This is a genomic window from Mycoplasma sp. CSL10166 (assembly GCF_017116885.1).
In the GTDB taxonomy this organism is placed as follows: Bacteria; Bacillota_I; Bacilli_A; order Mycoplasmatales; family Metamycoplasmataceae; genus Mycoplasmopsis.
On record NZ_JAFIRF010000001.1, the window covers coordinates 419,174 to 442,875 of the forward strand.

Below are 23,702 nucleotides of genomic sequence, written 5' to 3' on the forward strand. Positions count from 1 at the left end.
AATCAATACTTTATTTCAAAAATTTAATATTCAATAAATATTATTTTCCTGATTTACTATTTTATTTTTCTTTTTAGCTTTTTATATACAAGACAGATTGTTTTATAAGTGTAATCCGCTTTATTAAAAAAACAAGTGTTGCACAATTTACCTTTATATTAATTGTGTAACACTTAAAATTACATTTTAATAACAAATTAGTTATTTTTATTGGTTTATTTTTAATTAAAATTCAATGTCTTCGAATTTTTCTGGATTCTTTCTTAATTCTGATTTTAATTTATTTTTAAATGAATTAGGGTTATTATCTGTTTCAAATCCAAAATAATCGTATTCATTAGATGAAAGAAGCCCAAAACCATATTGGTCATCGTTTCCTATATTTTGCATAAATAAGGCAACCATATTCAAGTCTTGATCAAAAACTACACTACCTGAAGCACCTGAAATTAAATCCAATTTGCTAGAAGGTATATCTTTTAAAATAAAAGTTCTAAAGTGTCCATATTTTTCAAATTCCCTTGCTTGGTCATTTAATTCGATTTTATCAATTTTACTAATTATGTGTTCTCGATATCTTCTTCCGCTAAAACCAGCAAAATTATCTAATGGAAAACTTGCTATTCTAAAATCTACATTTGAATGTTCACTTAAACCTTTTGAGTATTTGCTTAATTTTATTGATTTTAATGTCTTTCATTTATTTAAATAATTTATTATTGATATATTATTAGTTTCTTTTGCATGTTCTAAAATAGGTTTTATGTCTACTATCGAAATGGCTATATCTGCATTTTGAGTTCCATTGTTTGTTAATGTTCCATTTCTATTTGTTTGATTAGAAGATTCTCAAAAACCAAAACTAAATCATTCTTTTTGTATATCTATCGATACTTGACTATCGGAATTTCTAATTAATGAGTCATCATAATGAGGAATCATAAGTTTTTTCATAACTCTTGGGTCTGATCATCTAGAATTTAATATATCTATAACATGTCTATTGGTTACAAAATAGTATCTTTGGTCATTGTTATCATTTGACTTAACCTTGGATAGCATTGTCATTGTTCCGCCTCCAACAACAAAAACTCTTTCTCTTATTTTTTGGAACAATGTATCTTGGTTACTTTGAACGTCTAATCTTTTTGCGCTTCTATTGTTTTTATAAAATTTTTCATTTGAATTTAATGTTGATAAACTAGTATTTATCGGAGAATTAAAGAGGGTAAAATCACTTTCTTTCTCTGTTTCATATGATACGGAACTTGTTGTTCCAAATTGTTCTACAAATATATTCTTTTCATCATTTGTTGTAAATGAAAAGTTTTTATTAATTTTATTTCTTATTTTTACTACTAATATTTCATTTTTTAGACTTACATTAAATTCAAAATCATATTTTTCTTCAACAATTTCATAAAAATTATTATTAATATTATTTAAATCAACTGTTATAGGTAAAGTTTCAATCATATTTCCGTTGTTAATTTTAATGTAAAAAGTAATTTTTTTATTTTCAAAGTTTTTATTTAAAAAGTTTGCGATATTTCTATTAATTATTATTTCGTTATTTTCTATTTTTAAATCATTATCTTGTATTAATACAGGCATTATTTTGTTTATAAATTTCACGGTTTTATTATCTTTTTTGAATTTTACTATTAAATTTGGAATATTTTTATAGGCGTCAAATTTATCATAGTTTTGATAAGATAATTTTGTTCATTTTTCAGGTTGGCTCAAGCTATCTCCGTTTATAAATGAGACAGCCTTATATAATTCTGATTTAAAATAATTTTCAACTACAATTCTATTGTTATTGTTATCTTCTAGAACAATATTTTTAGGAAATGAATCCAAACTAAAAATATTTTTAGGATTTCCTATTGTTCCTGCATTTGTTATTTCATTATTTTCTTCTTGTTCATCATCGTTATTTATCTCTTTTTGATCTTCATTATTTTTTTGATTGTTATTTTTTAAATTTTCTTTAGAAACAGTTGTGCCTTGTTTTTCGTTTGCAATTTCATTATCATTATTATTCGAAACTTCTTTGTTAGGATTTGTTTTATTACTTTCTGTTCTTGTAATATTTTTATTAATGATATTAAAATGAACGCTACTATTTTTTGATTCAATTGAAATCAGTTCAAAAGTCGTTAAATTATCTACTTCCTCTAGATTAAAAGATAAATTATTGTCTATTGTTGTTGATGTTTTCATTAATTTATTGTTTATTTTATAATTTAGAGTAACTATTAAATTACTTAGTTTATTTATGTTTTCTTCTTTTGTTTCAAAAGTCAAAATCTTATCTTCCAACAACACTCTTGTGATATCAATTTTTATCATTTGATCTTCAACATTATTTTTTTCTATTTTTGAAGCGTTATTTGGATTACTATTATTATTTTGTTTTTGTTCTTTCAAACCAGTTTCACATGATATTGTCAAAAATGGTGTTGAAATACCAATTAAAATAGGGAATATTTTTTTTATTTTCATTTTTACCTTCCTTTGGATGTGTTTTATATTATTCTATAGTAACTTTATGTTGTTATATAAAAAAAGATAAAAAAACCAAAACGAGATATTTCTTTTGGTTTTTTATAATTATAAATTATCAAACGATACGTCTTCTCTTTGTTTTTGGCTAGCTTGAAATAGAGGGAGTGTAACTAGTTTCATTGTTGATGATATAACGTTATTTGGTCATGTAAATATACTTGAATTAAATTCGTTAACTCTAGAATTATATAATCTTCTAGCAGCACTAATTTCTCTTTCTAAATAAGCGGATTGTTCCATTAACTCCTTGTATAAATCAGATGATTTTAATTCAGGATAGTTTTCTCTTACGGCAATCAATCTCCCTAAGACAGAATTACTTAAATTTTCTAGTTGCACGGAATCATTAATATTTCCTGTACCTGTTAATGATCTCATTTTTGTGACGCTTGTGTATAATTCTGTTTCGTGATCCTTAAATGATTTTACTGAGTTTACTAATTTGTATAATGTATCTGCTCTTTTGGCTAATTGTGTATCAATTGTTGATGCAGCTTCATTAACATCATTTTGCATTCTCTTAAACATATTTGTTTTTACAACATAATAAATTGCTGAAAAAATCAACAAACCAACTAATCAAAAAAATATTTTTCCTAAAATACTTGATTCTGGTTTTTTTACTGAGTTATCTACAGCAGGTTCTAATCCTTGTGGTGCTGTATATTCTCTATTATTAAATAAATTTGACATTTCTCTCCTTATTGTTATTTGAAATACTAATTCTCAATTAATTATATAATTTTTAAATTATAAAACAAAAGAATTTTATATATATTCTTTAATTATTGGGTATTGTTTAGTTATTTCTAAAACAGATTCCTTTAATTTTAAAATTAATTTCTCATGCTTTTCTTCCGATTTACCATCGTTCAACTCAATCTCAAATTGTATTTTTAATGCTTGGTCAATTATGGAAGCTAGTTTTTCTCATTGGTCAAAATTTCTACTTGTCATTGCAGCTGTCCCGATTCTAACTCCACTACATTGTGTCGGTGGTAATTTATCAAATGGTATGCTATTTTTGTTTAAAGTGACATTTATTTTATTTAGTATTTTTTCTGCTTTAGCACCTGTTAGAAAAATTCCGTTTTTATTAAATTTTTGTACTATATCAAGCATAAAAAGATGATTATCTGTTCCTCCGCTTATTAAACGATATCCAAGATTTGAAAAAGCTTTTGCAAATTTCGATGAATTTTCAACTATTTTTTTACCATATTCTTTAAATTGAGGTTGTAACGCTTCATAAAAAGCAACAGCCTTTCCTGCTATAGCGTGAAATAAAGGGCCTCCTTGATAACCAGGGAATACTCAACGATTTATTTTTTTTGCTATTTCTTCGTCGTTTGTCATTATAATTCCCCCACGTCCTCCTCTTAAGGTTTTATGAGTTGTGGAAGTAATTATGTCAGCATATCCAACCGGTGAGGGATGGGTTCCAGCTACTATCAAACCTGCTATATGTGCAATATCTGCCATTAGTTTTGCACCTACTTTGTCAGCAATTTCTTTAAATCTTTTAAAATCAATTGTTCTTGAATAAGCTGAGTAACCACAAATAATTAAATTTGGTTTTTCTTTTAAAGCTAGCTTTTCAATTTCGTCATAATCAAGTTTTTCGTCTTTTCCTAAATCATAAGAAATAGAGTCGTAAAATATACCGCTAAATGAAATTTTATAACCATGTGTTAGGTGCCCTCCTGAACTTAAAGAAAGACCCATAATTTTTCCACCACTAGGTACAACAGAAGCTATTGCAGCAGCATTAGCAACTGAACCTGAATATGGTTGAACGTTTGCGTATTTGACACCAAAAAGTTTTTGTAAACGTTCGATTGCGGCCGATTCTACAATATCTACGTATTCACAACCTCCATAATAACGTTTATTTGGATACCCTTCACCATATTTGTTAGTTAATACGCTACCTTGCGCTCTTAAAACATCTTCAGAAACATAATTTTCACTTGCTATAAGTTCGATATGTTCTGATTGTCTATTTAATTCTCCATTAATTGCATCTGACACAACTTTATCTTTTAAATTTATTTTTTTATACATTTTATGCTCCTTTTAGGCGTTATATTTTGAGTTTAATACTTCTACTATTCTATTTGAAGCGCTTATTCTAAATGTGATCTGTTTGTTGTTATCTTTTTGATATTCATCAATTTTCTTAATTGAATAAATTTCATTATTAGTAATTTCGTTTATCTCGTTTATTAGATTTTCTATAACCATATTAGTTTCAATACTGAAAGTTATATCAATTGTTTTTAAAGGTGTTAAATCAATTGATTTATAAGAAAAGTTATTAGATATATTTTGTAATTTATTATCCTCTAAAATAGAAGGTTTACTGAATGAGTCTAATAATATTTCTGCATAAAAGGCATTTGTATTATCATTTTTTGGATGAAGTTTTCCAATTCAACCTATTAAAGTATTATTTGCAATTATATATGCAGAAGCATAAGGGTTGATTTGTAAGTTTATATCATTTCCAATATTATCTAAATCAAAATTTTTATTTTGATATTTAAAATTACGTGTAAATTTAACTTCTTGATTTAAAATGTTAATTAAATCGTTTTTAAATGTTAAATAATCTTTTGTTGTCGTAGCTAAACCTAAAACCATTCTATTATTATTTATCATTCCTTTCTCAAAAATGTTAATATCGCTTATTTTTCTTTTTTGGTTATATTCAACAACCTCTTGAAGGGAGGTTATAATAGAATTTCTTACAACTTGACGTTCTTTAGAAACAAAGGTCATTAAGGACATATTTTTTTCAAATTGGAACGGATTAAAAAGACTCTTTTCTTCTGAAACTAAAGTGAACGTTCTAGCTTCAGTATATCCTTGGTTAACTACTTTTTGTTTTAAGTTATTTCTTTTTTGAGTTACATGATATGGTTTAGATAAATATTCATTAGGATTAAAATTGTCATAAGAGTAAATTCTAAATAATTCTTCAATGATGTCTACATCTAATTCTATATCGTATCTATAATTTGGTACTATAACTTCTATTTTTTGTTCTTTTTCATTATTTTTAATTTTGAAATCTAAATTTGATAATTTTTCTATTGAGTCTTTTAATTTATCCAAATCATCAAATTGACCGTACAATTTCAACAATGAATAATCCAAAAATATTTTTTTATTACTTGGAACTTTGATAGGATTAATAGTTTGTGAGATTTTTAAATCTTTTACATAATTTCTTATATATTCCATTCCAATATTTGCAACTTGTGAAGAAATCACTCTTGAAGCTTGGGAAGAACTATTAGACGACAATTTGATTTCTTTTGCGCCGTGTCTTACTAATTCGGTAGGAAATACACCAACTTCGAAGATAAATTCTGTGGAATTTAAATCACTTTTGGTATCTTCAAGACCCATAACAGAAGCTATTGAAATCGGTCTTTTGTCATCTTTTATAATTAATACATTTTTAATTTCAATTTCTTTGTTTCCTAATATCTTTATTTTGCCTGTAAAAATTTCATCTGTTATTTGATCTGAAACTTTATTTTTATCATAAACATGCGCTGTTGCTCCTGTGTTTAATAAAGTAAGATTGGTTAAGTTTACGGCTCAATTGTGTTGAGAAGAAATATCATGTTTAGCTAAAAGCATTTTTTCATATAAAGTTGTTTCTTTATTACCTTTAACTTCACTAAAACTTAATTCAGAAGAAATTGTATTTTTAACCTTAATATTTGATTCGAATGTTGGTTCAATTTTTTCTAAGTTAAATTTAAATTCTGTATTGTAATATGCGGCAATTTCTTTTGCTACAAAATAATACGAATTAAGATCGTTACGATTTGTGGTTAACGAAATTTCAATTATATAATCATCTAAACCTAAAAGTTTTATAGGATCATCATTAATTGTTGCGAAGTTTTTGGGTAGCACTAGAATTTCATCTTTTTCCGCTAAAAGATCTCATTTGTAGCCGATTTCACTTCAAGCGGCCATCATACCTTCTGATAGTTCGCCCTTTAGTTTTTTTGCACCGAAAGTAAAATCACCTTTTTTAGCACCAACAGGAAAACAAACTATAAAATCACCGCTTTTTAAAATTCTATTAGTTGTTTGTATTTGTATTATTCCGTTTTTAGTTTCTAATTTCACTATATCAAGACGATCTGAGTTTGGATTATCTTTTACGTCTAAAACATTTGCGAATAATAATCCTTCAACATCACTAAATTTTTTAGTACCCTCGACTTCAATTCCTAAATTATTTAATGCAATCTCTACTTCTTTGTGAGTTAGCTTTTTATTAGGTAAAAATTTATTTATGTGATTTAATGATAAAAGCATTAAATTACCTCCTTAGTTAAATCTCAATTGATTTGTCTTGTTTTATATTTTTTTAGTAAATTATTTATCTTTTTAAATAATTGAAAATTTTCAAATCCTCTTTTGTAACTAAAAGGGGAAGGGTGAGAAGTTGCTAGAATATTTTCGTTTGATATTTTATGTATGTTTGGTAGTTTTTTAATATATTCTTGAGCTTGTTTTCCTAACGCAACTATAATGACATTATTATTTTCGTTTATCGTTTGTTCAACTACCTTTAAAGTAAAGTTTTCTCATCCGATATTTTTATGAGAATTTGCTTTACCGTATTCTACAGTTAAAACGGTGTTTAATAACAAAACACCTTGTTTTGCTCAATTAACAAGCGAATTTGTTTCTAATTTAACTTCCGGATAATCTTTTTGAAGTTCTTTAAAAATGTTTCTCAATGATGGGGGAGTTTTTTTGTCTCTAGAAGAAAACGCTAAACCATCCGCAGTTCCTAATGTATGGTATGGATCTTGTCCGATAAAAATAACTTTTGTATCTTTTACTTGAAAAAATTCAAACGCTCTAAAAATATCTGTTTGATATGGTAAGATAACTTTATTTTCTTTTTCGGAAATAGATAATTGATTGATAATGTTATTAAAGTAAGGTTTTTTACCTTCTTCTGTTAATATATTTAAAAAACTATTTTTCATATTTAAACTGCTCCAAAATTCTTAAATCATTTTTATATAGATCCCTAATATCTGTAAATCCATATTTAATCATTGTTATTCTTTCTAAACCTAAACCTGCGGCGAAACCGTTGTATTCTCTTGCGTTATATCCTGCTAGTTCTAAAACTTTTGGGTGCAACATACCAGCACCAAGTATTTCAATTCATCTACCTTTATAGAAAACATCAACTTCAACACTTGGTTCTGTAAATGGGAAGTAACTTGGTCTTAATCTAATTTCAATTTCTTGTTCTAAAACATATGATAATAGTGATTTTAGAGTTCAAATTAAGTTCTGAAAACTCACTTTACCGATTGAAACGAAATCTAATTGTGTAAATTGATGAGAATGAGTTGCATCATCTTCGTCATTTCTGTATACTTTACCAATAGAAAAAATTGAAACTTCTTTATTTTTCTCGTTAGAATATTTATATTCGTCCAAGGCTCGAGCGGTAATACCTGTATTGTGTGTTCTTAATAATGTTTTAGGATCAAAGTATAAAGAGTCATGCATTGCCCTTGCTGGGTGATTTGAAGGTATATTAAGACGTTCAAAATTAAATTCATCCGATACGATTTCGCCATCTTCTTGTTCGTAATATCCTCTTTGTAAAAATCAATCTCTTAATCTTTCTTCAATAATTGTAATTGGGTGTAAAGATGATTTTAAATTCACTGGTTCGGTAAAATCTACAAAACTAGATTTTAATTTTTCTTGTATTTCGATATCTTTAATTCTTAATTCCGCTAACTTAAAAAAATCTTCATATTCTCTTTTTAAAATATTAATCTTTCTACCTATTTCTTTTTTTTCTTCAACAGATGCTGTTTTTATCTTTTGTTGTAATTTAAAAATTTCACCATTTGTACCCAAAAGTTCCGCCTTAACTTTTTTTAGGTCTTCTAGTTTGTTTATTGTATTAATATCAATTTTTATCATTATTTCTCCTCTGTTTTTATTTTTTCTCAATATTTTTTTGAATCTTGTTCAAATTTTGAATTACCATATTCAAATATTTTAATATTTTTAATTTTTTTAGGTAAATAGTTTTGTTCAATTCAATTATTTTTAAAGTCATGTGGATACTTATATTCAGTTCCATGACCCAATTTTGTTGCAGACTTATAATGCGAGTCTTTTAAATGTTTTGGTATTGGATATATTTTACCTTCACTAAGTAATTCTTCAACCTTTTTAAGAGCTAAATATCCAGAATTACTTTTCGGAGAATTAGCTAGGTCTATGATAGCCGCAGAAATGGCTAATTTTCCTTCTGGCTCTCCAAGCCTCTCGTATACTCTAATTGCAGCTTCTGTTCGATAACCCAAATTTGGATTAGCCATTCCAACATCTTCGTACGCTACACAAAGCATTCTTCTAAACAAACCATTAACATCACCGGTTTTTAAAATCAATAATCCGTAATAAAGAGATGCGTCAATATCGCTTCCTCTAAGACTTTTGTGAAATGCTGATAAGTTATTGTAATGTTCGCTAGAATTCGAATCACTATAAAAATTTATATTTGGTATTATTTTCTTTAAGTCTTCTTTAGTTATTTCTTTTTCATCATCTAATATCAACGAAATTAATTGTAAATTATTTAAACATAATCTTAAATCTCCTGATGAAAACCGAGAAAGTGCCAGTAAAACTTCATCACTTATCTTTACTTTAATCTTTTTATTTATTATTAATTTTTTAATATATTCAACAATATCAGTTTCATTTATTTTTTCTAATGATAGAATTTGCATTCTACTTCTTAATGCAGGATTTACTTTAAAGTAAGGGTTTTCTGTTGTAGTTGCATAAATTATTACCTTATCAAATTCTAAATATGAGAGTAATATATCTTGTTTATCTTTATTTAATCTATGTATCTCGTCTATTATAATTATTTCGTTGTTTTTTAATATTTTTGTTAATTTAGCTTTATCATCAATTGAAGCATTAAAATACTCGTAATTTAAGCCCATATTTTTAGCTAAAATTAGCGCCATAGTAGTTTTTCCTACGCCGCTCTCACCAAAAAAAATAAAACTAGTAGTAATTTTATTTTTCGAAACTTTTTTTAAAAGTTCTACTATGTTTTTTTGACCCGCAACATCGTCAAACGTTTGTGGTCTTAGATTATTTGCTAAATTATTGTTCATATTTTTATATATTATATTATTTTTTTATAGTTTTATATCATATATTTAAATAACTCTTATATAATTTAAACTATGAGATTAAGACATGATAACACAGCACAAGATAAATTAAATAATTCAGAGTTTTATTTAAACAAATTTCCGGTCCAATTGTATCCAAATGATGTTGTAGAAATCGGAGCAGGTAAAGGGGAGATGATTTCTCAATTAGCACTTAATAATCCTGAAATAAGATTTTTTGCAATAGAAAAATATCCTACTGTAGCTAACAAAATTTTAAATAAAATTAATGATTTAAAATTAACTAATTTATTTGTAATTACAGAAAATGCAGATAATTTAAGTGAAATTTTCGAAGGAAATGTTGATAAAATTTGATTAACTTTCAGTGATCCTTGACCAAAAAATTCCCACGAAAGAAGAAGATTAACCTATAAAAAATATTTGAGTTTATACGAGAAATTACTAACTAAAAGTGGTCAGTTACATTTAAAAACTGATAATGATGGTTTTTTTGATTATTCAACTGAGAGTTTAAAAGAAAATGGTTGAGAAATTGTAGATTCAACGACCGACTTACACAATTCGAAATATAATAAAAATAATTACAAAACAGGTTATGAAATTAAATGATCTAGCAAAGGAAAAAATATTAATTATTTATTCGCTAGAAAAAAATAATATTCTATTTATCTAAAAGAATTATAATTATATTATTAGGAGTTAAAAATGAATAAAGAAAATAAGAAAATAGATTTTATTCAATTCAGAAAAAATGAAATTGAATATGCTAGAGCGAAAGTGTTGCAAGAACAAAATAATACAAAATATTTTACCGAACAAAAACAATTAATTTGATATAAAAGAGATATTTTTTATAATATATTCGGCGCAGTTGTCGCAATGTCTTTAATTGCTACTTTTCTTGTAATAGCTTATGTGGTAGGGAGAATTGCGTAAAATGGTCCTAATTAATTACGTAATTTTAGGATTTGTTATTGCGATTTTTATTTTAATTTTACTTAGTTTGTTAGTTGTGGGAATACCACATTTAAAAAATTGATTTAGTAATTATTTTAAAAAATCTAAGTATGATAAATTAGGTCGTAGCAGTCAAATTCGTTTGATAAATCAACTTAGAGAAAGTGTTGAATATTTTTCCAAACATAAAATAGGTGCTCTTATAACAATAGAAAATAATGACAATATTGATAATTTAAGAACAGACGGAATTATTTTGAATGCTAATATTTCTAGTTCTCTTTTAATTTCTATTTTTAATAAAAATTCACCATTACATGATGGTGCAGTAGTTATACGTGATAATAAAATTTATTATGCATCAACTTTTTATAAAATAACTAAAAAATCACTCGAGAGTGATTTTGGTTCTAGACATCGTGCAGCGATTGGTATTTCAGAACAAAGTGATGCAACTACAATAGTGGTTTCAGAAGAAAATGGTAGCGTTAAGATTATGAAAGATCGTAATATTAGTTCTGTTAAAATTGAATATTTTCAAGAGGAATTGATTAAATATTTAATCGAAAAATCATAATGGAAAATAATAATATAGAACAACTACAAAACCAAATTCTTCATGAAGAAATAAAAAACTTAATATCAACAAAAAGCGTAAAATTGCTAAGAGAATTGGAAGAAGAAACTCCACACGCCGATTTTGCTAAAGCGGTAGAATCGTTGACAAGCGAACAACAAATATATGTTCTTAGAATACTTAGAACTGAAGAAGCTGCGGAAGTTTTTTCTTATTTGGATGATGAAATTCAAACTAATTTAGTTATTCAATTTAGCGATGATTTAGGAGAAAAAGTTTTACAAGAAATAGAAACTGATGAATTAGCTGATATTATAGAAGATTTACCCGTAAACATAACAAGAAAAATTTTATCCAATACATCCAAAGATAAAAGAGATAAGATTAATCAGTTACTATCCTATTCGGATGACCAAATAGGTAGTTTTATGAGCGTTGATTTTTCTATTTTAAAATCTAATTGAACTGCAAAAAAAGCTATTTCTAAAATTAGAGCAGATTATAATAAAAATGTTTTAATGGGCCATAATTTTTATATAGTAGATCAACAAGGCAAATTGGTAGGAGATATAACTTTAGAAGAGTTGGTCTTCTCGGACGAAAATTCATTATTAGATGAATTATACAACGCTGTTGCGAGTGTAAAAACTACAGATGATAAAGAATATGCAGCACAAATCTTTTCTAATCATGATAGGTCAACATTACCGGTTGTTTCTAGTGATAAAAGATTAATAGGTATGATTACTTCTGATGATATTATTGATATTATTCAAGATGAAGCTACTGAAGATATTTATAAAATGGCTGGTATTCGCGATGAAAATGTTGAAGATAGCTATATTAAAAAATCAATTAAAAATATAGTAAGAGCAAGAGTTTTTTGGTTAATTATTTTGATGATATCGGCCACAATTTCTCAATATATAATCCAAGAATTTACTTCGATAAGTGAAAGTTTTTTTAGTAGTGTGGTGCACGTTACTATTTCAACCGGTATAATAACCTCATTAATTCCTATAATTAGTGGTGCAGCAGGTAATGCAGGATCTCAATCTTCAACTACGGTAACTCGTGCAGCCTCTTTAGGTGATTTTAAGAATAACGAATATGGTAAGGTAGTTTGAAAAGAGACTACTATAGGACTAATAATAGGTTTAATAATGTTTTTAGTAAATATTGTTAGGTTATATATTTATTATTCAATTCCTTTTTTTAGAGATCCTTCTCTAAAATGAGGAGAATTATCTTTTATAATAATAGCAAGTTCATTTTCTTTGTGAATAGTAGTTATTTTGGCAAAATTTTTAGGAACAGTTATACCTCTTTTGGCTATTAAATTAAAAAAAGATCCTGCCGTGATGTCGGCGCCAATTTTGACAACTTTATCAGATGCTTTAGCTACATTAATTTTCTTTGGTTTAAATATATTAGTTATGTATATCGCTTATGTAGCCGGATTATTAGGATCATAAACAACATGATAGAAGGAGAAATAATATGGATAAAAATTTAGATAATGTTTTAGACTTTGACAAATTAAAATCATTAGCGGAAGAATATAACGATCATAATCAAGAAGCTAAAAGAATTAAAAAAGAAATTGAAAGTGAACTTGGTGGCTTGGACTTCGAAATTAACGAAAGATTAAACGATGGTGGTGTTTTAAGTTATAAGCCAGCAACAACAGTAACAAAAGTGGATAGAAAAATGCTTTTAAATCTTCTCTATAAGATCATAATAGATGCTGATCGAGAAAATGAGAAAATACCTAATGATGAAGAGTTAAAAGATAAGATTCAAAGCGAATGCACAATTGAAAAAGAAGTAAAATGAAAAGTTACAATTAAGAAAGGTAAAAATGTTAATTAAAGTCAATAGAATGTTTGAAGAAACTAATACAACTACTACAAGTTCTAGTTCTATTAGTGCACTAGGAAGTGGTAATATAATAATTTGAGTAATATTAGGTGTTCTTTTATCCTTGATAGGTGTTTATTTTGTATATTCATATATTAAAGAAAAAATAGAGAAAAAAAGAACAAGAATTGCTGCTAAAGAATTTGAAAATGATTCTCTAAAATATCGTTACGAATTAATGGTTAAAATTAATGAATTAATTGAATTAAACACCAAAATTCACGATGATTTTGTTGTAAGTATTGGTGAATATAAAATGGGACAAATAAATAATGCCACAAGAGAATTATTAGAAAATATTATGAGCTCTTATGAATATAAAACATTTGTTATCCCTGATGAAAAATTAAACAATTTAAAAACAAAAATAAATATGTTAAAAGATTTAAACTCAAATCTTTGAAATAAAAAATTGAACAAAATAATTATCTATTTTAAAGAAGAAGAAGATAAAATACATAAACAAGTAAAAGAACAAAATAAAACAGAAATAGATGATTTAAAAGACATAAATTTAATTAAAGAAGAACTTAAGAATATGCACAATGAAGCATTAATTAAAAGTAAAAAAGAAAGCTTAAATGAAGATTTTCAAGAAAAATAAAGTACCTAATTTGCTAACTATTTTACGTATTTTATTTATTATTCCTGTTATAGGTTTAGCGATATGTTTTTCAAATGATTATTATCTCCGTTTCGATCAAAAGAACAAAACAATTATACTTTTAATGATATTAGTTTTTTTTATTATTGCTATGTTAACTGACTTTATTGATGGTTATTTAGCGAGAAAATGAAAAGTAGTATCTACTTTTGGTAAAATTTTTGACCCTATTGCGGATAAATTAATGACAACCTCCGTTTTAATTTTTTTAAGTGTTAATAATTTTTTACCCTATACATATATAATTTTGCTTATTTTAAGAGATATAGTTGTAGATGCATTTCGAATAATTATGTCTAAAAATAATGTTAAAGTAGAGGCTATTAAAACTGCTAAGTGAAAAACCATGACATTGTCGATTGCTATAGTGATTTTATTCATATTAATTTTAGTGGATATACATACAGAAAATAACTTTCTATATTATTGAACTTGAAGTAAATGGGTTTATTCTATATACTTTGTAATACCAGTGATATTATCGACATTTTCGGGATATTTATATTACAAAAAAGCCAAACAGTTTTTATTTAGTTAAAGAAGCTTATCGAGCTTCTTTTTTATATTTCATAAAAAGTCCCATATTACGCAAGGAAAAATAAATAATAATTTATTCTCTTGAATTACTGTCTTATTTAATATATAATAAATTGTAAAACATTTTAAAAAGGGGTTAATAAATGAAATTAAATAAAAAAATTATAAAAAATATATTAATAACAATTTCTGGAATAAGTGCGGTCACAACTATAAGTTGTTCTCAATCTCATGTGAAGGAAAAAGAGAGAAACATTGAAAAAAATGAAAAAAATATAAATGTGAAATCTGAAATTGAAGTTAAGGAAAAATCGAATGGTAATACCATTAATTCTAGTACAGAATTAGAAACAAATATAAGCGATAACAAAAGTAGTGATGAAAACAGTAATTTAGAGGAAGCTTCTTCAAAAGAAAAAAGTAAAACTTCATCAGATGAAGTTGTAGACAATAATAATTCTTCAAATGAAGATACTTCATCTAAAAGTGAGGAAGAAGTCGCAGATGTAGAGCCTAATAATAATGCATCTACTAGTGAAGATAAAAATTCTGTAGTTGAGAAAAAAGAAAGTATCGAATCAGAAGATGATCAGAAATCTTCAGATGTTGAAGACAAAAAAATAATAGATGATAACCAAGTAGATAATGATCAAGAAGGTAATTCGTCAGAAGAAAAAACTTCTCTAGATTCTAATAATGATTCTTCTAATAATACATCTGAAACTAATAAATCCGAAGATGAAGAAGAATTAATTGAAAATAATGAAGATAATTCTAGTTTAAATTCAACACCAGAAAAGTCTGAAGAATCAGAAAGTGAATCAAATTCAGATGAGAATACTTCAAACAAAAACGAGGATAATAATAATGTTGAAGCTTTTGTTTTAAATGAAAACTTAAATAAAAATGATTTAATATCCTTAATTAATTCAAAAGTTAGAAAAAATCAAGTTCGTTTACACAAGTATGCAAACTCTGAATATTATGGAATATTTGGTGGTGGAAATAATGAACAAAATCATATATTTACAATTAATAAAAAATACAATGAAGAAAATATAAAAAGCGCAACAAATAAAAAAAATATTTTTGCGACATGAAACGATTCCGCTAAAGAACTAAAAATATCTTACAAATATAATGATGAATTAGTAGAACAATCATTTATTTTGACAGAATCTACTTCAAATTTATCAAATACATCTTCTGGGAATTCCGCAGAAGATGGCAATACCGACGCATCCAGTAGTAGCCAATAGTGATGACCATGAAGTTGAACGTTCAGAAGAAACGGTTTATGTAAGACCCCCTTTTGGTGCTAGTTTTGAATTAAAAAGTGAAAAAAATTTCCCTAACATAGTCACCGTTTTTGATCATTTAGATAGTCCCGGAAAGAAAAATAATAGTAGATACAATGAATATGGAGCTAATACAAGTAATTTAGCATATAAAAGTTATGGTTCTTCTTTAGGTTCACAAGAAGCTAGTGAATTTTTATCTATACCTAAATTAATGAAATACTATAAAAAGCACTCAAAAGAAAATTCATTAGTTATCTTTGGAGGGGATACTAATATTGAAAAAGAAAATTTTAATTTAGATAATAATTTTGACCCAGAAATTAATAAAGTTTTAAATTCATATGGAATAGGGCAAAAATATTTTACTTCTTTAAATAAAAATGGTACTGGTTATGTTCAACCTTATGACAAAATTTATTATTTAAATGGAGAAAATAAATATTACGACCTAGTAAATGATAACGACGATCCTCATTTAGATTTTAAAATAGATATAATAAAAGAATTTAAAAAATTCAATAATAAAGAAGAATTTAAAAGTATGAAATGATATAACAATCATGAAGATGAAGGATGAAATATAAGAAATCGCTTATCTGACCACGCTCCTGTTTATGTTGATTTAAATATAAAAACAAACAAAAATATTAATACCTCTTTCGCTTCAATAAACCCAAAAAAAGATACTAATCAACTAAGAATTGCTCATTGAAATATCCTTAATTATGGAAATCAAAATTTAAACACATATAAACATAAAAAGGAATTTAAATACAAAGCAATCGCTTATTTTATAGAAAAATCAGGGTTTGATATTGTTGGTTTAACCGAAATTAATGATAATGGTTCAGATGCTGTTGATTTAATTTTAAATCAGTTGAATAATAAAGGAAAATCAAAATATAAAAAAATAGTTCAAAGTAAAGAGGAATCCAGTTGAAAAAATACAAAATACGAATATTTTTACGGTAGACAAACAGAACAAATAGTTATTATATATAATTCAGATATTCTTGATAATGTTCGTTTTTTAAACGATAAAAAGAGTTTAACATATAGAGAAAATATAAAGTTATACGGCCATATAAAAACAAAATAAAAAAAGCATTTTTGTACAATAAAAGTGCTTTTTTATTATTTTTTAAGAAAAATATTTAATTATTTATAATAATTATTTATAATTGAATTAACTTTTTATTTTTATAGTTTGGAGGAGTTAAAAATGAGCGAAAAAAATCGTATAAACCAGATTTTTTCTGGATATTTAAGTAAGTTAAGTAACAATAACTTAAATTATAAAAATGTATAGAAGCATTCTTAATACATTTTTATCTCACTTTCCATCGAATAAACAAAGATGAATCCTATATTCTAAAATAGCTATACCTATTATTTTTTCGGGTATCATTGTATCATTAAATGGTTTTATTGATAATTTTATGGTTACTAATATAGAAGGAGGTGTATCAGCTCTTAGTTTTGCGAATGGATATTCAGCTATAATAAGAGGTTTATTAATTAGTATTAATATTGTAGGTACATCTATTTTTGGACAATATCGTGGCTCCGTTAAACAAGAAGAGTCTATACAAGTAGTAAGAGCTAGGTATATTTTATCTTTTGGATTAGCTATTTTATTCTTTGTAGTAATAATGTCTGCTCCTGAATTTTTTATGAGATCAGTTACTAAAGGAGATCCAAATGATATTTCTTATAAAACTGTTGTTAATTTAGGTACGGAATATATTAAAGTAATTTCATTTTCGTGATTAATTACAGGAATTAACTTTTCTACTATTTCTATATTAAGAGAAACTGGAAACGGTGGAGCATCTTTTTTTGTTTCTCTCGCTTCGTTATTATCTAATGTAGTTTTTAATTTAATATTAATTCCTAGATTTCAAGTTGTCGGATCTGCATATGCAACAATAATTTCTGGGTTAGTATCAATAGTTTTGGCTTTAATTTTTATTCGTTTGAAGACGAAAAAATATTTAATCAATCCTTTTAAGATTTTTAAAGTTTCAAAGGAAATTTGATTACAATTCTTAAAAAGAATGCCAAGTTTTTTATTAAGTTCAACAAATTTTGTCTTTGTTGCAGTAAGGGTGTTTTTGTGAGCGGCTGCGTTTCCAATTGGTTCCCTAGGGAGTCAACAAAGTTCAAATTATAAACATTGAGGTCTAAGTTCTGGTGATGTATTAGGAATTACGGCTTCATTGACTAATATATTTACAGCAGCATTTGGTGTTGTTGGTTCTAATATAGCTCTTTTTGTTGGTCAAAAATTAGGTAATGATGAGTTTGAACTTGCAGAAAAAAACGCAAAAGAACTTAAAGGCTTTCATGTTACATTAGCCTTGACATTATCTTCCATTTTTGGGTTTGTAATAATTTTTATTCCGTTTATGACATTTTTATCGAACGGTATTCAAGAAAATGTTGCAAAGAGTTTAATGGTAGATGGTGTTACTGATAAAGAAATAATCGCTAAAGAAAAACTTTTAGCATCATATTATTACCTAAAAGAAGTTCAATTAACATCTATTTCTATTGCCGTGTTTAATCCTAGTTGAATTTTCTTCGCAACTAGTGTTAGAATTCTAGAAACAGGTGGTAGAAATAATATTACTGGAATAACAGTTTTTATAACTGGAGTTTTACAAATGGCATGATTAGCTATAATTGCATATTTAATAGTTCCGAATACTATTGAATCAATGGAGTATCCGGTAGGTTTCTTTTACTTTATATTTTACTTATCTGATTTAGTAAAAATGTTTATTATTGAGTTTTTATATATTAAGTTAGATTGGTTAAGAAACATAACAAAAGAGTATAATAATAAAAAATCTTAGTTTATTTCTAAGTTTTTTTATTATATAATGTCTTATATTTAAGGGGTCAAATGATAAAACAATTTTATACAGATAATGAATTAATTGATAATAGAATTATTTTAAGAAACTGTAAGGAAAAATTTAATTTAAAAGTTGATGATTTAATAACTTTAAAAACAAAAACAACTGATAAACAAGTTTTTAGCATTGAATCAATCAATTTTATTAGTCATGATGTCGTTTTAGAATTAAAACCTTTTTGAATTAAATTAAATGATATTGATAACTTTTTCTTTGATTTAGATGGTACATTATTGAATTCTCGAACAGAAATTAATGATAAAAATTTAAACGCGCTTAATTCATTAATTGAAAATAATAAGAATATTTTTGTCGCAACTGGAAGACCTCCTTTTACGGCTTGAGATATTGTTAAAAATGTACCAACTAAGCATCCTTTAATTTTCGCTAATGGATCAATAATTTTGAATGATGATTATTCTTTATTAAAAACTTTTCATATTCCAAACAAAATAGCAATACAAATTTATAAAAAATTAATCGAATTGGAATATGATTTTCTGGTTTATACTCCTGAATTTGTGGCCGGATATAATACTTATAAAACTGATTTTTTTGTAAAGAAAAAATACTTTTCTAGAATTAGAGATGGAGAGTATAAAGAGGGAGATTTTTCAAATGAGATTGAAGATTGAACTTTTTGCAAATTTTTAGTTTTAAGAGAAAGTAATCCTGCAGAAAAATGAAACCAAATTTTAAATTTAGAAAAAGATTTTGATGGAATATATGGAGTCGTTTCGCAAGAACCATTTTTAGATATTATGAGTATAAACGCAACAAAAGGCAACGCCATTAAATATTTACTAGATTTATATGATTTAAGTGTGAATAGAACAATAAGTTTTGGAGATGCGGACAATGATGAATCGATGTTTGAAGCAACCAAATATTCCGGTGTTATGCCAAATGGTATGAAATCTGTTCAAAATAGCGCTTTATTAACTATGGATAATAATGATTCTGATTGATTATCAGATTTTATAGGTAAAATAAATTAAAAAAAATAAGTTATCTAAAAATAACTTATTTTTTTAATGTCTAATAATTTATTTTCTTTTAAAAATGATAACGGAACGAAAATGGTGTATAACACAAAAGTATAAATAGGAATAATTATGACAGATCTTAGAACTATCGGATACATTAAAATTAAATAGCGGTTAGATAATGTGTATGCTTTTCCTAAGAATGTGTTTGCAAAAATGATAAATGCGAACGGTCCTCAAATTCAACGAGATATAACAATTAATGAAACTATTAAAAAATAAAATAGTATCATATAATTTAATTTAGTTTTTACTTTTTTATTCTTAGTAAAAAAAGCTCAAAAAATCATTATATTAAAAGCTATTAGTAAAATTCCTGAAAGTATAGATAATCCTATCATAGTACCAAATGATAGATATGATAACCCAAGAAATTCAGATATTTTATAACCTTTTTTAGATACTCTTGGATCTCCGGTTTTATATATAAATATAATTATTAATGCTGTAAAAACTAACATTAAAAAAATATCCATAAAAATATATGATAATTTTTTGTTATTTTTAAACATTTCGATAAAAATTGATATTGTAAATGTTGAAATTATAGGGACAATAGCATAGACCCAATGGTAAAAACCTATTTTTCCGGAAATAAGTAATCCAAAAAAATCAGCAATAAATGATAATAATGATCCTTTATATTTACCGAAAAAAAATGCAAATATTATGTAAAAAACATATTCAAAACTAAAACTTATTGTTCTTGCAATTGTATAATGGGTGATTGTTGTTAAAATGATAAAAAGTCCCAAAAATACACCAGCAAGACTAATTTCTTTAACTGTAAATGATCCATTTCTTCGTTTTTTTGCTAATTTATAATCTATGAAAAATACTTCATCTTCGTAAACTGTTCCTACTAAGATAAGAAACCTTAACGGTAATGTAAAAATATTACCTATAATTAAATATTTATATTTTTTTAAATATTTATTATTAGTATTTACTTTCGAAAAGACCGAATATTCTCTGTATGATGTGTAAACATTAATTGTTAACAATATTAAAAATATTGGTCATATAATTCAAGATAATTGCTCCCTACCTTTTAATCCAAAAAAATTATATGTTTCTAAATGTGTAAATGAATTTATAATGGCTCAAATTAGAACAATAATCGAACTAACTGTAAAAAATAAATTTTTTAAAAATGAGCTTCAAAATCCTTTAATATTACTTGTTTCTCTTTCTATATTCATCAACTAATTTTAACACAAAAACAATTAGTGTGAATTATATAAATTTTTTTCTACTTCCTTTTTTCGAGGATATACATATGTTAGTTTTGTAAAACTATCATCTTGTGTAAAATAAAATTTTACTTTATCCAAAATTGCTAACTCATTAACCTCACTGACTCTAACATTTTTAAATTGATCATCTAATTCCGATAAAAATTCAAAAAAAGTTGCATTCATTCGATAAAAATTATCAAATAACATCGACATTTCTCATAATGAATTATGATCATATAGTTCAATATAATTTTGTTGATCTTCTTTATTATAATTAAAAATAACTTTTCCAAGCAGTAAGTCATTATCTACACGCATTATAGGTAATAAATATTCTACTTTATCTTTGTTGTATTCTTCTATTGATTTTTTTAATCTATCTTTTATTTTGTAAAGTTTAAACAACTGTATTTTGTCTATTTTTTTGTTTTTCATTTTTTCCTCCAATTAATATTTAAAAAAAGAATAAAAATGAAACAAAAATAGTAAAAAATAAGTATAATTAATATATTAATTATAAATTAAGGAGTAAATATGGTAAATGTTAATGAATTTAAACCGGGTATTACATTTCAGTTAGACGGAGAAATTTTTATTGTTTTAGAAGCTCAACATTCAAAACAAGGTCGTGGACAAGCGAATGTTAAAGCAAAAGTAAAAAACCTTAGAAGTGGTTCTACAACCATAAAATCTTTTACAGGTGGAGACAAAGTTAAAAAAGCTCATATCGATAAAAGAAAAATGAGTTTCTTATATTCAGATGGAGAAAATATTATTTTAATGGATGGAGAAACATTTGAGCAAATTGAAATTTCAATTAAATTAGTAGAATGAGAGTTGAACTTTTTAAAAGAAGGTTCTGAAGTTTTAGTTAGAAAATTTGAAGAAGAAGTTCTTGATATTGAGCTTCCAGCAAATATAGTTTTAGAAGTTACTTCTGCTCCTGACGCTGTTAAAGGTAATACAACAACAAATCCACAAAAAAAAGTTATTGTAGAAACTGGTTTTGAACTTGAAACACCTATGTTCATAAAAGAGGGTGATCAAATAATTGTTTCTACTGAAACTGGTAAATACGCCGGAAAAAGTAATAAATAATGAGTTGAATTAATGTTTCATATCATTCTGATCAGGTTTATGTAGTTCAGGAAAGTGCGATAATTGATTGTATAAAATTATGTTTTTTAAATAATAAATTATTAAAATTAATTAATAAACCTAGAATTAGTATTGACTCAAAAAGAAATAATTGTTATATTTTTTTAGATGTAAAAGTAAAATTGAATAGTGAAAAAAAAGTAAATATTATTATTAAAGAATTAACAAAAAATATAGAAACAAGTGTTAAAAAATTAATAAATGTTACTCCTAAAAATATTCAAATTAGATTACTGTCATTATATTAAAATAAATGAAAAAAAATAAAAGAAATGATGTTGATATTAATTTTGCTATTTTAAGAAATAGGTTTATTAATGATATTGATATCGAAATAAAAAAAGTTGAAAAACTCAAAAATAAAAAGAGAAGTGATAATAAGTATTTAAAAATGTTATCAAATTTAAAATTTCAACTTTATAATAACGTCATAAAAAGCGAGGATTTAAGAATCAATTACCTTGCTTTTTTAAAAATAAAAAAAGAATATAACATCAAAAAAATAACTAAGTATATAGTTTTGGCTGGAATTTTATTTATGATTTTAGTTATTTCGATAATACTTTCTACGTTTTTATAAAAGAGGTACCTATGAGGATAAAAGTTAAATTGCATTTAAGTCATAAAAGTAAAAATATTTTAACTTTTATTATAGGTATAATATTAATATTTTTATATATTTCTACAGTTGTTTGAGAATGAAATGATAGAACTGATGATGTTTGAGACTTTTATCATAAAAACCCTGAAATCATTAGAGAAATTAATAAATTAGCAAATAATGAAAGTGATTTTCAAAAACAAAGAATAATATATGAGAATATATTACCAAATGCAGTAAATGATTTATGAGGTGGTAGCACACATTGATTTACATTTATGTCAAATGTGTTAATGGCCGTTTCTATTTTGTTATTACCTTTTTATCATAAATCTTTGATTGCACATAAAATTTATTTTTCAAGTATGATATATATTATTATTGTTGTTATTGTTTTTTGATCAGGAACAATAACAGACTCTACTATTTTAGGTTATATGAGTAAAAATGATATTTATAGGACTATTATATGGCACGTTATAGGTCCATTAATCGGTTTATCAACTTTGTGTTGAGAACGAAAAAAAATTAAAATTAGTAATAAAACTATATGGGTAACTTTTGTCTTCCCTGTTTTATATCTTATATTTGCAAGTACAATTTATTTTGTTTCATATAAATATAATAATTTTAATAGTTTAGTTAAATTACCACCGTTGTCATCGAATAATTTTCCAAATAATGTTCCTCAAAGATTTAACAGAGAAATAGATCGTGGTATTGCTATATACTCTATAATTTCATTTCAACATCCTTTAGGGTATAGAGGGTCTAATATTTATTTTAAAGTTATAAATATCATTTTAATTGTTCTATTTTCGTTCTTAACATCTCCAATTATAGGATTTATATTACGTAGAGTACTTAGAATTAGACAACCACACGAAAATAATTTACCTAAAGTTTGGTTCGTGTCCCCAACCTCTTATAAAGGTATAAAAAAGCAAACTAAGGAAGAAAATAAAAAATAGTTACTCTT

Annotated in this window: 24 protein-coding genes; 15 read left to right on the plus strand and 9 right to left on the minus strand. The window is 25.4% G+C overall.

The window, feature by feature from the left end; translation table 4 throughout:
* Positions 1–225: 225 nt before the first annotated feature.
* The 7 genes from JXZ93_RS01705 to JXZ93_RS01735 form a co-directional block, all read right to left on the minus strand.
* Complete coding sequence (locus JXZ93_RS01705; protein WP_205852544.1) at positions 226–2,508, minus strand: hypothetical protein; 2,283 nt, start codon at positions 2,506–2,508, stop codon at positions 226–228.
* A 108-nt stretch (positions 2,509–2,616) separates the two neighbouring features.
* Positions 2,617–3,264, minus strand: coding sequence for a LemA family protein (locus tag JXZ93_RS01710; protein WP_205851852.1), 648 nt, complete (start codon positions 3,262–3,264; stop codon positions 2,617–2,619).
* A gap of 75 nt (positions 3,265–3,339) precedes the next feature.
* Positions 3,340–4,635 (minus strand): serine hydroxymethyltransferase, encoded by a 1,296-nt coding sequence (gene glyA / locus JXZ93_RS01715; RefSeq protein ID WP_205852545.1) that lies wholly within the window; start codon positions 4,633–4,635, stop codon positions 3,340–3,342.
* Between the two features lie 12 nt (positions 4,636–4,647).
* The gene (locus tag JXZ93_RS01720; RefSeq protein ID WP_205852546.1) at positions 4,648–6,915 is read right to left on the minus strand and encodes a phenylalanine--tRNA ligase subunit beta; all 2,268 of its coding nucleotides are present in this window, start codon (positions 6,913–6,915) and stop codon (positions 4,648–4,650) included.
* On the minus strand, positions 6,915–7,598 hold the full coding sequence (locus JXZ93_RS01725; protein WP_205851846.1) for a uracil-DNA glycosylase: 684 nt from the start codon (positions 7,596–7,598) through the stop codon (positions 6,915–6,917). The genes JXZ93_RS01720 and JXZ93_RS01725 overlap by 1 nt, the downstream gene beginning before the upstream one ends.
* Complete coding sequence (pheS, locus tag JXZ93_RS01730) at positions 7,588–8,562, minus strand: phenylalanine--tRNA ligase subunit alpha (protein ID WP_205851845.1); 975 nt, start codon at positions 8,560–8,562, stop codon at positions 7,588–7,590. The genes JXZ93_RS01725 and pheS overlap by 11 nt, the downstream gene beginning before the upstream one ends.
* The gene (locus JXZ93_RS01735; protein WP_205852547.1) at positions 8,562–9,779 is read right to left on the minus strand and encodes an AAA family ATPase; all 1,218 of its coding nucleotides are present in this window, start codon (positions 9,777–9,779) and stop codon (positions 8,562–8,564) included. The genes pheS and JXZ93_RS01735 overlap by 1 nt, the downstream gene beginning before the upstream one ends.
* Before the next feature lie 72 nt (positions 9,780–9,851).
* On the opposite strand from JXZ93_RS01735, the gene trmB reads away from it, so the two are divergent.
* The 11 genes from trmB to JXZ93_RS01790 all read left to right on the plus strand — a co-directional run bounded on the left by trmB (position 9,852) and on the right by JXZ93_RS01790 (position 19,678).
* A complete protein-coding gene (trmB, locus tag JXZ93_RS01740) occupies positions 9,852–10,460 on the plus strand; it encodes a tRNA (guanosine(46)-N7)-methyltransferase TrmB (RefSeq protein ID WP_205851841.1) in 609 nt (202 codons plus the stop codon).
* Between the two features lie 48 nt (positions 10,461–10,508).
* A complete protein-coding gene (locus tag JXZ93_RS01745; protein ID WP_205851840.1) occupies positions 10,509–10,739 on the plus strand; it encodes a hypothetical protein in 231 nt (76 codons plus the stop codon).
* A gap of 1 nt (position 10,740) precedes the next feature.
* The gene (locus JXZ93_RS01750) at positions 10,741–11,337 is read left to right on the plus strand and encodes a DNA integrity scanning protein DisA nucleotide-binding domain protein (protein ID WP_205851838.1); all 597 of its coding nucleotides are present in this window, start codon (positions 10,741–10,743) and stop codon (positions 11,335–11,337) included.
* The gene (gene mgtE, locus JXZ93_RS01755) at positions 11,337–12,812 is read left to right on the plus strand and encodes a magnesium transporter (RefSeq protein WP_205851836.1); all 1,476 of its coding nucleotides are present in this window, start codon (positions 11,337–11,339) and stop codon (positions 12,810–12,812) included. Before JXZ93_RS01750 ends, mgtE begins: the two co-directional genes overlap by 1 nt.
* Positions 12,813–12,837: 25 nt before the next feature.
* A complete protein-coding gene (locus tag JXZ93_RS01760) occupies positions 12,838–13,209 on the plus strand; it encodes a hypothetical protein (RefSeq protein WP_205851831.1) in 372 nt (123 codons plus the stop codon).
* Positions 13,199–13,861 carry an MHJ_0274 family protein gene (locus JXZ93_RS01765; protein ID WP_205852548.1) on the plus strand — a complete coding sequence of 221 codons (663 nt, stop codon included), beginning with the start codon at positions 13,199–13,201 and terminating at the stop codon, positions 13,859–13,861. The genes JXZ93_RS01760 and JXZ93_RS01765 overlap by 11 nt, the downstream gene beginning before the upstream one ends.
* On the plus strand, positions 13,839–14,459 hold the full coding sequence (pgsA, locus tag JXZ93_RS01770; protein ID WP_205851829.1) for a CDP-diacylglycerol--glycerol-3-phosphate 3-phosphatidyltransferase: 621 nt from the start codon (positions 13,839–13,841) through the stop codon (positions 14,457–14,459). The genes JXZ93_RS01765 and pgsA overlap by 23 nt, the downstream gene beginning before the upstream one ends.
* A gap of 142 nt (positions 14,460–14,601) precedes the next feature.
* Complete coding sequence (locus JXZ93_RS01775) at positions 14,602–15,717, plus strand: hypothetical protein (RefSeq protein ID WP_205852549.1); 1,116 nt, start codon at positions 14,602–14,604, stop codon at positions 15,715–15,717.
* Complete coding sequence (locus JXZ93_RS01780; RefSeq protein ID WP_205851825.1) at positions 15,683–16,858, plus strand: hypothetical protein; 1,176 nt, start codon at positions 15,683–15,685, stop codon at positions 16,856–16,858. Before JXZ93_RS01775 ends, JXZ93_RS01780 begins: the two co-directional genes overlap by 35 nt.
* Before the next feature lie 202 nt (positions 16,859–17,060).
* Positions 17,061–18,617 (plus strand): MATE family efflux transporter, encoded by a 1,557-nt coding sequence (locus JXZ93_RS04160; protein ID WP_205851823.1) that lies wholly within the window; start codon positions 17,061–17,063, stop codon positions 18,615–18,617.
* Positions 18,618–18,667: 50 nt separating this feature from the next.
* Positions 18,668–19,678 carry an HAD family hydrolase gene (locus tag JXZ93_RS01790; RefSeq protein ID WP_205851822.1) on the plus strand — a complete coding sequence of 337 codons (1,011 nt, stop codon included), beginning with the start codon at positions 18,668–18,670 and terminating at the stop codon, positions 19,676–19,678.
* 14 nt (positions 19,679–19,692) lie between these two features.
* Here the strand turns inward: JXZ93_RS01790 and JXZ93_RS01795 are convergent, their stop codons facing one another.
* Both JXZ93_RS01795 and JXZ93_RS01800 read right to left on the minus strand, forming a co-directional pair.
* Positions 19,693–20,928 (minus strand): ECF transporter S component, encoded by a 1,236-nt coding sequence (locus JXZ93_RS01795; RefSeq protein WP_205852550.1) that lies wholly within the window; start codon positions 20,926–20,928, stop codon positions 19,693–19,695.
* A 24-nt stretch (positions 20,929–20,952) separates the two neighbouring features.
* Positions 20,953–21,399 carry a hypothetical protein gene (locus JXZ93_RS01800; RefSeq protein WP_205852551.1) on the minus strand — a complete coding sequence of 149 codons (447 nt, stop codon included), beginning with the start codon at positions 21,397–21,399 and terminating at the stop codon, positions 20,953–20,955.
* 99 nt (positions 21,400–21,498) lie between these two features.
* On the opposite strand from JXZ93_RS01800, the gene efp reads away from it, so the two are divergent.
* From efp to JXZ93_RS01820, 4 genes are read left to right on the plus strand one after another with little or no spacing between them, the layout of a single operon-like run.
* Positions 21,499–22,062: an elongation factor P gene (gene efp, locus JXZ93_RS01805; RefSeq protein ID WP_205851819.1), complete on the plus strand. Its 564-nt coding sequence runs from the start codon at positions 21,499–21,501 to the stop codon at positions 22,060–22,062.
* The gene (locus JXZ93_RS01810) at positions 22,062–22,370 is read left to right on the plus strand and encodes an MMB_0454 family protein (RefSeq protein WP_205851817.1); all 309 of its coding nucleotides are present in this window, start codon (positions 22,062–22,064) and stop codon (positions 22,368–22,370) included. The genes efp and JXZ93_RS01810 overlap by 1 nt, the downstream gene beginning before the upstream one ends.
* A 5-nt stretch (positions 22,371–22,375) precedes the next feature.
* Positions 22,376–22,702 carry a hypothetical protein gene (locus JXZ93_RS01815; protein WP_205851816.1) on the plus strand — a complete coding sequence of 109 codons (327 nt, stop codon included), beginning with the start codon at positions 22,376–22,378 and terminating at the stop codon, positions 22,700–22,702.
* Positions 22,703–22,713: 11 nt separating this feature from the next.
* On the plus strand, positions 22,714–23,694 hold the full coding sequence (locus JXZ93_RS01820; protein ID WP_205852552.1) for an MAGa3780 family membrane protein: 981 nt from the start codon (positions 22,714–22,716) through the stop codon (positions 23,692–23,694).
* Positions 23,695–23,702: the final 8 nt, after the last annotated feature.